9 protein-coding genes are annotated in these 12,890 nt (G+C 37.8%); 4 read left to right on the plus strand and 5 right to left on the minus strand.

Features of this window, described 5'->3' with window-relative positions:
* Positions 1 to 23 precede the first annotated feature (23 nt).
* Entirely contained in the window at positions 24 to 3,170 is a 3,147-nt protein-coding gene (locus MTF67_RS04895; RefSeq protein ID WP_248518872.1) for a TonB-dependent receptor, read from the minus strand.
* Positions 3,171 to 3,473: 303 nt separating this feature from the next.
* Positions 3,474 to 4,325, minus strand: coding sequence for a S1/P1 nuclease (locus MTF67_RS04900; protein WP_248518873.1), 852 nt, complete (start codon positions 4,323 to 4,325; stop codon positions 3,474 to 3,476).
* Positions 4,326 to 4,544: 219 nt separating this feature from the next.
* On the opposite strand from MTF67_RS04900, the gene MTF67_RS04905 reads away from it, so the two are divergent.
* Both MTF67_RS04905 and MTF67_RS04910 read left to right on the plus strand, forming a co-directional pair.
* Complete coding sequence (locus MTF67_RS04905; protein ID WP_248518874.1) at positions 4,545 to 5,441, plus strand: hypothetical protein; 897 nt, start codon at positions 4,545 to 4,547, stop codon at positions 5,439 to 5,441.
* On the plus strand, positions 5,434 to 6,378 hold the full coding sequence (locus MTF67_RS04910) for a hypothetical protein (RefSeq protein WP_248518875.1): 945 nt from the start codon (positions 5,434 to 5,436) through the stop codon (positions 6,376 to 6,378). Before MTF67_RS04905 ends, MTF67_RS04910 begins: the two co-directional genes overlap by 8 nt.
* Before the next feature lie 26 nt (positions 6,379 to 6,404).
* On the opposite strand, the gene ushA is transcribed toward MTF67_RS04910, so the two are convergent.
* Positions 6,405 to 8,030, minus strand: a complete 1,626-nt coding sequence (ushA, locus tag MTF67_RS04915; protein WP_248518876.1) for a bifunctional UDP-sugar hydrolase/5'-nucleotidase UshA — start codon at positions 8,028 to 8,030, stop codon at positions 6,405 to 6,407.
* 92 nt (positions 8,031 to 8,122) lie between these two features.
* On the minus strand, positions 8,123 to 8,293 hold the full coding sequence (locus MTF67_RS04920; protein WP_006791686.1) for a hypothetical protein: 171 nt from the start codon (positions 8,291 to 8,293) through the stop codon (positions 8,123 to 8,125).
* A 221-nt stretch (positions 8,294 to 8,514) separates the two neighbouring features.
* On the opposite strand from MTF67_RS04920, the gene MTF67_RS04925 reads away from it, so the two are divergent.
* On the plus strand, positions 8,515 to 9,264 hold the full coding sequence (locus tag MTF67_RS04925) for a peptidylprolyl isomerase (RefSeq protein WP_248518877.1): 750 nt from the start codon (positions 8,515 to 8,517) through the stop codon (positions 9,262 to 9,264).
* Between the two features lie 52 nt (positions 9,265 to 9,316).
* Here the strand turns inward: MTF67_RS04925 and MTF67_RS04930 are convergent, their stop codons facing one another.
* Complete coding sequence (locus MTF67_RS04930; RefSeq protein ID WP_006791688.1) at positions 9,317 to 9,733, minus strand: MAPEG family protein; 417 nt, start codon at positions 9,731 to 9,733, stop codon at positions 9,317 to 9,319.
* A 170-nt stretch (positions 9,734 to 9,903) separates the two neighbouring features.
* Between MTF67_RS04930 and MTF67_RS04935 the strand changes: the two genes are divergently transcribed.
* Positions 9,904 to 12,789 (plus strand): insulinase family protein, encoded by a 2,886-nt coding sequence (locus tag MTF67_RS04935; protein ID WP_248518878.1) that lies wholly within the window; start codon positions 9,904 to 9,906, stop codon positions 12,787 to 12,789.
* The last annotated feature ends 101 nt before the right edge of the window (positions 12,790 to 12,890 follow it).

Below are 12,890 nucleotides of genomic sequence, written 5' to 3' on the forward strand. Positions count from 1 at the left end.
ATAAACTAGTCTAACAAGTTAGATTAGAAAGTGTAACGTACGCCTACACGCATTTCCCATAATGACGCACCAGTTTGCACTGAAGTATTTGCGTTATTACCGTTAAAGCCTGAGTAAACATAACGACCTTGGTCATCTAAAGACGTTGAGATCATACGAGCGCCTACGAAAGGGCCTTTCTTAAGCACGCCCCAGTCATCATTTAACATGTTTGTGAGGTTGTCGATTACGAAGAATGCTTCACCTTTATGACCTTCCATAAAGCCTGGTAATTCTTGTGTAATCTTAAAGTTAAACTTAACAAACCAATCTGAATTTTGTTGGTTACGGCCTGCAATTTCACCGCGTTTAAGTCCTTCAGAAGCAATGAAGTCATTGAATTCATTGATTTCATCAGCCGACATGTCGTAAACAACGTTTGGATCGTTTTCAAGTGGGACGTAAAGTAATTGACGGCTACCATTCCAGCTTTCATCACCCCAAACACTATCGCTCCCGTCGAACGTGAAGCTGTAAGGTAAGCCTTTATATGCTTCACCGTAAAGGTTAAAGCGTGTCTCAAAGCCATCAACAAACTCATGTTTGTAACCAAGTGTCATAGTGAAACGGTGCGGAATTTCATAATCTGAAGACGCAACACCAGGGTTACCAGGGTTTGAAAGCGCGATGTTACCGTAGTTAGAACCGGCTGTAGAGCTAGTCATTGGGTTTACATCGTCTGCATCTGTGTATGCATAACCAAAGCTAAAGTTAATGCCGTTGTCGTACATTTTGCTGATTGCAGCAGAAATAACTGAAGAATCACCGCTGTTACCACTTACGTTAGTAAGAAGTAAATCACCACCGCGACCATCGATTCTTTCATAAATAGGGCGACCATCAAACGTAGTTTCGCCACTATCTTGAAGTGAAATGTCACGCATCACAGCAGCATCTTTCTTCTTAGAGTATAAGTAGTCTACAGAAATTACGTATTCGTCTTCAGTTGTGTATGTAGCACCTAGTGAGTATTTCCACTCTGAAGGAATTTCAAAATCTGGGTCTACAGCATTAACTGTACCATCACCAGAACCAATTTCTGTAGCACCAATGATATCATAAAGTTCTTGTGGAACTTCAAAGCCAGGAGTTCCGCCATTTACGTTTGGAGTGTTAAATAAGTCAATAGTTCTTGAATCAGAATCATAATTACTTAGTTGACTCTCTCTTGTAGCGATTTGTGTAATACCGTCATTTGAGTATGAGTTAGACAGCCATACGTTAGGGTTACCACCAGAGAACAAGCCTAGGCCAGCACGAACTTCAAGCTCATCTGTTGCATACCATTGGAAACCAACACGTGGTTGCAGTAAGTCAATACCATCAAATGTAGACTGATTGCTGTAACCATAACGATTAGTGAAGTTCTCGTTAAAGTTAGGAACGTCATCGCTTGTGTACTTGTCGTAACGTAAACCAAACTGAATGGTTGCATCTAAGTCAGTAAATGCGTATTCATCTTGTACATAAAACGTGTGTTGAGCATACTCAAAACTAGCACCCGAATCAGTTGGATTGTTTGTTCCAGCTGAGTTGTTGTAGTAGATTCGGTCGGCTATACCTGATTCAAATTCATCGATTGAACCAAAACGGTACTCACCTTCAGTGTGCTGTACAAACAAGTTAAAAACACTTAGATTTTCATATTCATAGCCAGCAGTAATAGTGTGTTGGTCTAAGTAATAAGTACCAGCAACTTTAAATGTAGTTGTGTCGTAATCTAGGTCGTTTGACTGACGAGAATCATCTGGACCAATGAATACAGTACCGCCATTATCAGTACGTATTTGCATTTCACCAAAGCTGCTTGCAGCATCTAATGACTGAACCGTTGCGTCTAACTCCGATTTACCTAAACGAACTTCAGTAGAAAAATCGTCTGACCAATCTGAATATACAGAACCAATGATTGATGTAAACTCAGCGCTTTGATCATAGAAGTGGTTTGATAAAGAAACACGGCTAGAACCAGTATCAGACTGAGAAATTGTGTTACCGTCGTTGTAGTTGTAGATTAAGTTTGCACGGTGATCTTCGTTGATGTTCCAATCTAGTTTTACTAAGATTTTTTCATCTTCAACAGGCATGCTTGATGGCATACCACCAACATCGTAACCATATACCGATTGAGCTGCATTAGTGATACGTGTAATGTCATCAGCTGTTACGCTACCAGTGTTTAAACCGTCGTAGTTAAACTGGCGAACACCTTCAAGTTTTTCGTATGAGGTGTATAAAAATAATGTATCTTCAACAAGCGGAAGGCCTACGTTGAAACCGTAACGTTTTTCAGTGTAGTTACCGTTATCAACTTCATCACCTTCAATTTCGTCGCCTTTCATTGAATCGCTTGTGTAATCGAAGAAAACACCACCGTGAACGTCGTTGCCACCAGATTTAGTTACAGCGTTGATGTTACACGATGTAAAGCCACCGTATTGAACGTCAAAAGGGGCTAGCTCAGCTGAAACTTGTTCAATAGAGTCGAAAGAGAAAGGAGCACGGATAGTAGGGTAACCGTTTGAGCTTAAACCGAAGTTATCGTTCATGCGAACGCCGTCAAGCGTTAAGCTGTTGTAACGTGGGTTACCACCACCACAGTTAATTGAACCACGGCTATCATCAATTGTGATACGTGGGTCAATACGGATGATGTCTTTTAAATCACGGTTGATAGCTGGTTGGTTTTCAAGATCCGTTAGCGTAAAAGTAGACGCAGGACCTGTACCACCAGACATAGCACTGATAGGAGCACCCGTAACTACAATTTGCTCGATGTTAGAGATATTCTCTAAAGAAGCATTTACCGGGTAATCGTTACCAATGTTAAGAATAATGTTATTGAACTCTTGGTCTGCATAAGTGTCAGAATCTACAACTACTCTGTATGGACCACCAACACGCAGGCCTTTAGCTGTAAAGTAACCAGCATCATTAGTTTCAGTTGTTTTAACTGAGCCTGAAGGAACGTGTAAAATTGTAATTTTAGTGCCAGCAGCAGGGTTGCCGTTAGGACCAGTGATTTGACCTTTAATTGCAGATGTTGTTTCATTTGCAATTGCAGCGCCACTAACACCAACACATGCTGCGATAGCAAGTGACAGGGCCGTTTTGCGTATTTGAGTTTTCATTTAATTTTCCCGTGTAGTTAATAATTAAATTTTTATATTTTTATTTTTTGGTTTTCAAAAAATAAACTAAATGCAGGTTTATATTTTAAAAACCATCGCTATTGTACCCCAATTGTTTGTTACAAATAAAATACAACTGCAATGTTTTTTTAATAAATAGTACAAATTTTGACTATTTTTTACCTTTTTTTGAGTAATCACTCTATTAGCGAGCTCATACTACCGATGTTTTATGACAAACTTGTGAAATGTAAAACAAGCTTTTACAAAAAATCCCCGTGTGTAGGTTTTATGTGTCAAAAATTACATAGATACTTTTTTTAACGCTGTTTCTAGCTCTTTAGCACAAGGGTCAAACAGTGCGTTTAACAAACCAGCCAATCGAACACCTGCTTGTAGCAGACGTGTTTTTACGATAGGTGTATTTTTATAAACATAGCTGTAACCAACTTCTTCATTTGTAGATTTATAAAGTGTATTTGCTAAATTGTGAGACTCTTCAACCCAGGTAGTTGGTGTGCTTTCTAAATATTCTGAAATTAGTTCACTGTTGTTAGTGTTTATAAACTGCGCGTACTCAGTAAATGATAAGTTTTCGTTTTCAACTAATTTAGTATCCCACAAGCTGTGTAAGTTTGTATCTTGACCAAAAAACGACACTTTAATTCGGTTTCCGCCTCTATCTTCGCTTCTTCCTGCATGGAAGGGTTGATGGCTATCACCAACCAAGTGAACTAAAAAACGTAAACTGAATTGCTTTGAATCTAGGCTGCTGTTTTCATCTTTAAGTGTATTTATAGAGTAGTGGATGCCTTCAAGAATATTGCTAACTGATTCTTTATTGTTTGTATGGTCGTGATTGATTGAGAAGGACTTATTAGGTGCTGCATTAATATAGTGCCAACGAGAAGATTGCTTTTGCCAAAATTTACCCGGGTTTGAGCGCATTTCGTCAGGCCAAGTTGAAACCTGTGCAAGTGATTCACCCGCTAAGAACGGTTGAATAGCTGACTTTGTGGTGTCTGTTATATGAGATTCAGCAATTTTACCTACAACCCGGTGACCGTTTTGGCCCCAAGCAAGTGAATCGCTACTTGTAAAAATGGCACCAATTAAAAGCGCTGACGTTATCGAATATTTTACATTGCTACGCATTAAGGTTCCCTAATTAATTTGGAGTGGTGTTGCTGCGTTGTAATAAGGTCAATTGTCCTTACTTTTGTTGAAATTAGGAAGGACTCAATGAAATTCATAATTTCTTATTCATAATTAATATAAATCAGTGCTTTAGCATCTATAGGTAAAATTACTTGTTGTAATAAGTAATTAAAATTGTTCAAATGAATAAGTAATGTATTTTAGGATGTCTTTAGCTTGAATATTAAAAATACGGTATTGCATAAAACTTCAATTGTTACATTTTTGTTTATAGTAATGGTTTTTGCTTGGGTGTGTGGTCAATTAATTGTAAATAACGATGAACTCGTTTTTCCTGTACTTATTGAAACATCAACAACATGTCGTACAACAGCGACCGCAAACGATAATGAGCTTATTGTATTTACACCCTCTAAAAATATTGCAGTGCAACTTACACAGAAGTTGTGTGATGATAATGTCGTTGCTAAACAGTACGGGGTGGTTGTAGGGTATTGGGGGTATAAAACATCAGACAGTTTAGAGTTTGTAGGTAAAGGAATTGCAGACCTGATACTCGCAAAAAACAACATTATGGCGGCTTTTAAAGCTGAATCTACCTATGATTATATGCCCGTTGTTGGTTTTTCTGATTACACTGCATTTTTTATATCTTCAAAAGAAAAGCCAATTATTTCAAAGTCTTATTTTTTAGACAAAAAAATAGGACTGCTTGATTACCCAACAAGTCGCTCTGGGCATATTCTTCCAAAACAGGTCTTTAAAGATCTCGATATAAATATTGCAAATTTAAATATTTTGTACGCAAGTTCTCATAATGAACTACGAGATTTATTAGCCAACGGTAAAGTAGATATTATTGCGTCGTTTTGGAAAGAAAACGATAAAGACCGTTTCTCGAAAAACTATATCACCCCATTAAGCAATAACATAACAGGCACACGTTGGTACTTGAAAATGCAACAAAACAACACAGATTTGTTATGTGCTGTACAAGAACACCTAATGGCTATGTCTAAAGACCAAGAACTTCATTATTATCAAAATGTTTCGCCCTTTTGGCAATGTCAGAATAATACAGCTGTTTTTAAGATAGGTGAAGATAATGAGTAGGCTTAAATTTTCTGCAGTGTCCTCATGTATTTTTTTAATGCTTTCTTTAGTGTTTTATATATCTATGATTAATAAAACAGAGCGTGTTAGCGAGCAGCAAAAGTTTCAAATTGAAAAACAAATTGCACTAGATTTACCATTACTCGATTTGCCAAATGAACTGTATAAGCATGCAGGTAATAAAGATGCTTTAGTTGGCTATATTGACTCACTAAATAGTTATCTAAGAATGAGTAACTTGCGTGTCATCGATATCAGTACAGGCGAGATTGCTCACAGCGATTTAAAGGCAAAGCAATTTATCAGTAGCTTAGCGACGAGTGAAGGCCCTGTGAATATTATTTTTAGTGTAGATGAGCATTACTTTACACCTAGTAATAAAATCTTTTTTTTATTTTTTTTACTTATCAGTCTCTTTGTTGCTGTGTGGTTAAAAGTGGTAGACAGTAAGAAAAACAATGTAAGCTTAAACAAGAGTATTAACTCTGCTGCATCAATGCCAATGCCTTTGGCGGTCATAATTGATTTACGCAATAAAACACTTTCACATAGTTATAATAAAGAGCACAGCGTTCAATTAGCTAATAAACCATTGTGTTTTTACCTAGCCCTTGTTGAGTATTGTTCAGCTAATGGTGATGTTATTTTAAATCATAATAAAAATGTACCCGATGAGCTTATTGAACTTGCCAACAAGTATTTTTCCCGATTAACAGAGCTAGGGCATACGATAAGGAAACGGCCGAACTTCAATAACAGCCTTGAAAAAACGTTGAGTGAAATAAGGGCTTCGCTTGACGACGTTTTGAATGAATATCCTGAGGAAAAAGAAATTTATTACCCTCCAAAAGCATATGGAGAAGGCTCTCGCTCTCGTCTGCACAGCTACGGGCTCATAAATATTGCAAAGGGAAATATTGAAATAATAGGGAAGTAATATCACCTCCCTATTATTAACCGTGTTTATTTAGGAGCAAACTCAGCCGCTTTTATTGGACTATGTTGCGATATAAATGTTTTAAGTGCTTGGGCGTCAGTTTCGTCAGTGCTAACAAAACCTTTTAGCGTATTTATAGTTGGGTAACCATCACCGCCCGATGCGTTATAGCTATTTAAACTCATGCGGTATGTTTTACTTTTATCGAACGGTTTACCGTCAATAAATACGTTTATAAGCTTACCATTTTTGCGTTCAAACGAAAGCTTGTGATATTGCAAGTAAGCACCAGCGTCTGCCGGGAAGCTTGTTACTGTATTTAAGTAGGCCCATAGTTCAGCACCTTGCCAATCCATATACGTTATACGGTTTTTAAAAGGGTGAACTTTTAATATGTCTTTATAGCTTATTTCACCGGCATCAATTGAGCTGCGAATACCACCGCCACTGATCAAACCAAAATCTGCACCTACCACATTCATTTGTGCTTGGATAATAACACGAGCAAGGTTTGTTTGTTGATAGCGTACTTTGTTTCTATCACCTTCTAACCTTGCATCAACAGAGCCAATAGTTCCCTCAATTTGTTTAGCACCAATCGCTTGATATTTAGCTAAAAACGCTTTTAAAGACGGGTCTGGCTTAATATATTCGTTCGCAAGTACCTCTTTTAATGTGCCGTCAGCTTGTGTTTTTTCTACATATAAATTAACTGGCATTAATTTATAATCAAGTAGGCTCAATTCACCATTTTCTAATTTGAACTCAGCCTTACCAACGTACTTTCCCCACTCGTGGGCTTGCATTATCCACGTGCCATTTTGCTGATCAGGATTACAAGCTAAGCCAGGTTTAAAACTATCATCGTTTACATTTTCTGATGCCATACACACAGGCTCTTGTGAGTGGCCACCTATGATCATATCAAGCGTATTAGCAGGCAATGAGCGAGCAAGTGTTACATCGCCCGGTGCGTTTATGCCATGTTTAGCATCAATAAAATGGCCCATGTGAGTAACAGCAATAGTAATGTCTGGGTTGTATTTTGCTTTTATCTCTTTAGCTAGGTTGGCTGTTACTGGAACAGGGTCTTTAAATTCTAAGTGACCAATGTACTGTGGGTTTCCTATTTTTGCTGTATCGGTTGTAGTTAAACCTATCACGGCAATAGTTAAGCCATTTTTTTCAAATATTTTATAGGCGTCAAAAGCGTTCTTACCTGACGACTTTTCCACTATATTAGCCGATAAGAGAGGGAAGTTAGCCCAGTTTTGTTGCTTGGCTAAAACACTAAGTGGGTTATCAAATTCATGATTACCTAATGCCATTGCATCGTAGCCGAGTAAAGACATCCCTTTAAAGTCAGGCTCTGCATGCTGTAAATCAGATTCTGGTATACCTGTATTTATGTCGCCACCTGATAGCAGTAAAACTGCATGACCTTTTATTTTCGCTTCACTACGTAATTGATCCAGTAGTGTTTTGCGAGCAGCCATACCGTATTCGCCTTTTTCGTTATGCCAAAAGCGACCATGATTATCGTTAGTATGAAGAACGGTTAAGTATTGTCTAGAAGATGTTTTTTCATTAGTTGTGGCAGATGTGCATCCCAGTACACCCAAAATGATCGAAAAAATAAAAATTATGCGCATAAAATACCTGTGTATTAAGTTGTACTTAATGTTGTAGGTGGCTAGTTTAAACTAGTTTGAAATATAAAAAAGGCAGATATTTATATTTTTGGCTAATTACGACTCGTAGCCGCATTTTCCCTGCGTTTGAGTTCTTGGCTAGCGTAATGTGACTTTTCGTGTTTTGTAGCAACCATCCAATTTAAAAAGCTTGCTGGGAGTTTGGTGTATGCTTCGCCTTTGTGTAGGCCAAAGTCGCAAATTGTGTGTGGTGTGTGTGTCATGTGTATCCGTTATCTCTGTTATTTAATAATTAACAATGAGCAAAGTTAAACATTTACTCGGTTTACATATTCATAGAAAATATAAATCAATATTGTGTAATTGAAATGTTACCAGAACGGTCTAATTTGTATCAACTATCTTAATGCTATCGATTTTCTTAATGTGTAGCATTAACCTAAACAAAACTTATTTTTAAATAACTATAATAATAGGATCTAACATGAAAAAACGTTTACTGTGTTCATTGCTCGCTTCATTAAGCTTTGCTAGCCATGCAACCATAGTCGAAATGCAAACTAGCCAAGGCACAATTGAGATTAATTTATTTGACCAGCAAACACCAAAAACCGTAGAAAACTTTTTAAGTTATGTGCAAGACGACTCATACAATGAAACAGTTATTCATCGTTCAATAGACAATTTTGTAATTCAAGGCGGTGGTTTTACATTTTCAGACACGCTTGACCCAATAACAACTAAACCTGCTGTTATCAATGAACCTGTATTTTCTAATGTTAAAGGTACTATTGCCATGGCTAAGTTAGGGGGCAACCCTAATAGTGCTACTAGCCAGTGGTTTTTTAATATGGCTAATAATAGCGGGGGAAGTGCGGCACTTGATACGCAAAATGGTGGTTTTACAGTGTTTGGACAAATCACAGCAGGAAGTCAGGAAACGCTTGATAAAATTGCGGCCCTTGTTCATTGCGGTGAAACACCGGTAGTCGATATAACAACAGAGCAATGTGCGAGCAGTGATGTGTCTATTAGTAGTGCTAATTTAGTGACAATCCAGAGCGTTACTGTATTAGATGACGATCCTAATTCGGCAGCCGGATTGACCGTTGTTGAAAATACACTGATTGACGCGGATAACTCTGGTAGCTCAGATGGTAGCTCGGGTGGAGCGCTAATATGGTTACTGGGTGCTTTTTTACTAGCTGTTCCACGCCTTAAAAAGACGAAGTAACCTCATTCAGAGCAATATAAACTGCGCAGCTAGTATATAGCTGCGCCCTATATTAAATAAATAGCCGCCAAATCATCGCAAGCCACATCGCAAATACAGACACGCAGCCAATTAAAAACACGTTAAATCGAGCTCTTACGTTATTTGATCCTAAATGAATAATGCTATGTAATATGCGTGTTATTACAAATACGCAGGCCAAAATTGCAACCACAACGCTTGCACTATTTAATTGCAAAGCTAACAAGCAACCGGCGTAAAATAAAACGGGTATTTCAAACTGGTTAGTAAAGTTTCTATCCGCAACCCTTACATGGTCACCTGCGTTATCTAATCGCATCGTTGCAAAGTCGTTTAAGTTTAACTGTTTATTTTTAGCTGCTGCAAAGCGTCTTCTCCCCATAATAATCATTACAGCCAAAGACAGGGTGACTTGCACAAACATGGCAAGTATTATTATTTTTTCCATTGTAGTTCCTTGTTATTGTTTTAGTCAGTATGCAGACATTTTTCACAATGTGTTACACAAAAAAGCGTTAACTGCTAGAAAGTATTCAGTACAAAGTGTTAGTTTATATTATCAAACCTGCTTTTGAATTAGCATAACCTTTTTTGCATCATGCTTTTAATGGAAATAAAATGAAAAAAATTATTTGTCTCAGTGCCATCGCACTCGCTGTTCTCAGCGGTTGCTCGAATACATCTTCATCAGTAGCAACCTCGCCACAAGCCTCGTTACTATCAGACACTTTAGTGGTTAGCCCAAATGATAATAGAGAATATAAAACACTAAAGCTTGCTAACGAAATTGAGGTTATTTTAGTGTCTGATCCAAGCGCAGAAAAATCTGCTGCTTCACTAAGTGTGGGGGTGGGTTTACTACATGATCCTATGTCTCAGCAGGGTATGGCGCATTACTTAGAGCATATGCTATTTTTAGGCACAGAACGTTACCCTGATACAAAAGGGTATTCAGATTTCATGACCAAAAATGGAGGAGCGCACAACGCCTACACGTGGCTTGAAATTACAAACTACATGTTCAAAATAAACAACGATGCGTTTGACGAAGGACTCGACCGTTTTTCTGACTTTTTTAAAGCCCCCAAGTTATATCCAGAATACACAGAAAAAGAAAAAAACGCAGTGAATGCTGAGTGGTCTATGCGCCGCGAACTTGACTTCTTTGGCCAATTTAAATTAGCGCGTAAAATGATGGGCGAGCATCCAGCTAATCGCTTTTTAATTGGTAACCTAGAAACACTAGGCGATAAAGAAGGTAGTTCGCTTCATCAAGAAACTGTTGATTTTTACAATAAATATTATTCTTCAAATATTATGAAAGTCGCACTTATTTCTAATTTGCCAATCGCCGATATGGAACAAAAAGCGCAAAAATACTTCGCTGACATTAAAAATAAAAACATCGAAAAGCCAAGTGTTATTGCTAATTTAGATTTTGATAAAGCGGGCGGTAAACGCGTATTTTACTCGCCAAATGAAGATGTAAAACAGTTAAAACTTGATTTTACAATTACCAACAACAGTGATGAGTTTGCTGTTAAACCTAACCGTTTTGTTTCATATTTATTAAGCAATGAAATGCCGGGTAGCCCAGCACAAATACTAAGAGATAAGGGCTGGGTTTCGCAGCTAGGGGCATCAGCCTCCCCAACACAATATGCAAACTATGGTGCCTTAACGGTTGATATTGAGCTTACTGATTTAGGTATGCAAAACCGCGAAGCAATTGTTGCAGTGGTTATGCAATACATTGATTTAATAAAAAAAGAAGGGGTTAATAGCAAGTACTTTAACGAAATACGTACCTCGCTTAATAACCAATTTAAATTTTTAGAAAAGGGCGACGAGTTTAACTATGTAAGTGCTCTAACAGGCAGCATGCAAGTTTACCCGCTTAATCACACGATTAACGCGCCTTACCACTATGCAAAGTTTGATGCTGACGCCGTTAATGATGTGCTAAACCAGCTCAACGCAGATTCACTGCGTATTTGGTACATTTCACAACAAGAAGAAACAGACTCTCAATTATACTTTTACGACGGCAAATACCGCATAAATGACATTAGTGATGATGAAATAGCAAGCTGGAATAAGCCAAGTGAGTTTAAATTAGCGCTTCCTAGTGTGAACAACTTATTACCTGAAAGTTTTGCAATTAAAACGGCTGAATTTAAAGAGCAAAAACACCCAGAGCTTGTTTTCGATAAGCAGGGCGTAAAAGTATGGCGTCAAGCAAGTCAAAAATTTGCTGAGCAACCTAAAGGGCTCGTTGAGGTTTATATAAATACACAACCGGGTCTGAACGACATAAGTGCTGAAGTGCTTTACTCTGTTTGGGCAGATTTATACAACATTCAGCAAAGCCAATTAAGCACTGAAGCTGCTGTAGCGGGTATGGGCGTTAGACTAGCACCAAGTAATGGGCTTGTATTATCACTTAATGGGTTCACTGATAAACAAGATGTATTGCTTAAACAGGCTTTGAGTGGATTAAACGTTAAGGTTACTTCGCAAGCGTTCGAGCAAGCTATTGACCGTTACACGCGTGACTTATTGAATCAACAAAAGCAATTTCCTTATGCTCAAGCGTTTGGTGCTTATTCTAAGCTAACACGTACAGGCAGTTTTGATACTGATGAATTAATCAAAACCGCAAAAACATTAACTGTTGCTGACTTAACAAAGTTACAACAAGCTACATTTTCTAATAATGATTTGCGTGTATTTAGCTACGGTAATTATAACCAGCAAGATATAGAGTCAATAGCTGGCGAGTTAACAGCCGTTTTACCTAAAAATCATACTGTGAGCGAGTTTGCTCGTAGTAAAGCGTGGTTGCCACAACCGGGTGAAACGTTAGTATTACAAAAAGATATAGATGTAGCCGATGTTGCTGTGGTTGATATGACCGTTCACCCAATACCGGGTTACAAACAAAAGGCTCAGGCTGCTGTATTACGCGATCATTTTAGAACAATCGCATTTGACAAAATGCGAACAGAAGAACAACTCGCTTATGCAGTAGGTGCTATTGCAAGCTCAATCGAAGATTATTCTGCTGTTGGTTTGTTTATACAAACCCCTGTAAAAGGGCCTAAAGAAGTACAAGCTCGCTTCGACCAGTTCAAAAAAGAGTACGCGGTAGAGCTCGATAACATGACAGAAGACACATTTTTACAGCTTAAAAATGCGACTTTGGTGTCACTTAAAGAGCAACCTAAAAACTTAAATGATGAAATGGGTCCTTTAATTAACGATTGGTACAGAGAAAACTTTAGTTTTGACTCAAAACAAAAGTTGATCAATGAAGTAGAAAAAGTAACGCTTGCAGATATAAAACAGTACTACAAGCAAACTATGCTAAACCCACAAGCAGCGCGTTTAAATGTGCAGCTGCGTGGTACTAAGTTTATTGAAAGTGATTTTGCTGATTTACCTAATCAAACCAAAATCACTACGCTTGATGCTTATTACAATGGCATTAAGTTACAAAAATAAGATTGATAAATAAGTCAAAAAATAAACCCCAATGTACTGATACATTGGGGTTTTTATTTATTTCAATATCTACAAAGTACTTATCTCATGCTTTAAAACTC

Origin of the sequence: Pseudoalteromonas sp. 2CM32C, assembly GCF_023161925.1 — a bacterium.
Taxonomy (GTDB): domain Bacteria; phylum Pseudomonadota; class Gammaproteobacteria; order Enterobacterales; family Alteromonadaceae; genus Pseudoalteromonas; species Pseudoalteromonas marina.

Excerpts from the sequence above, each read along its gene's own strand:
- MTF67_RS04895 (WP_248518872.1), bottom strand. The coding sequence starts at position 3,170 with ATGAAAACTCAAATACGCAAAACGGCCCTGTCACTTGCTATCGCAGCA.
- MTF67_RS04900 (WP_248518873.1), bottom strand. The coding sequence starts at position 4,325 with ATGCGTAGCAATGTAAAATATTCGATAACGTCAGCGCTTTTAATTGGT.
- MTF67_RS04910 (WP_248518875.1), top strand. The coding sequence starts at position 5,434 with ATGAGTAGGCTTAAATTTTCTGCAGTGTCCTCATGTATTTTTTTAATG.
- ushA (WP_248518876.1), bottom strand. The coding sequence starts at position 8,030 with ATGCGCATAATTTTTATTTTTTCGATCATTTTGGGTGTACTGGGATGC.
- MTF67_RS04920 (WP_006791686.1), bottom strand. The coding sequence starts at position 8,293 with ATGACACACACACCACACACAATTTGCGACTTTGGCCTACACAAAGGC.
- MTF67_RS04925 (WP_248518877.1), top strand. The coding sequence starts at position 8,515 with ATGAAAAAACGTTTACTGTGTTCATTGCTCGCTTCATTAAGCTTTGCT.
- MTF67_RS04930 (WP_006791688.1), bottom strand. The coding sequence starts at position 9,733 with ATGGAAAAAATAATAATACTTGCCATGTTTGTGCAAGTCACCCTGTCT.
- MTF67_RS04935 (WP_248518878.1), top strand. The coding sequence starts at position 9,904 with ATGAAAAAAATTATTTGTCTCAGTGCCATCGCACTCGCTGTTCTCAGC.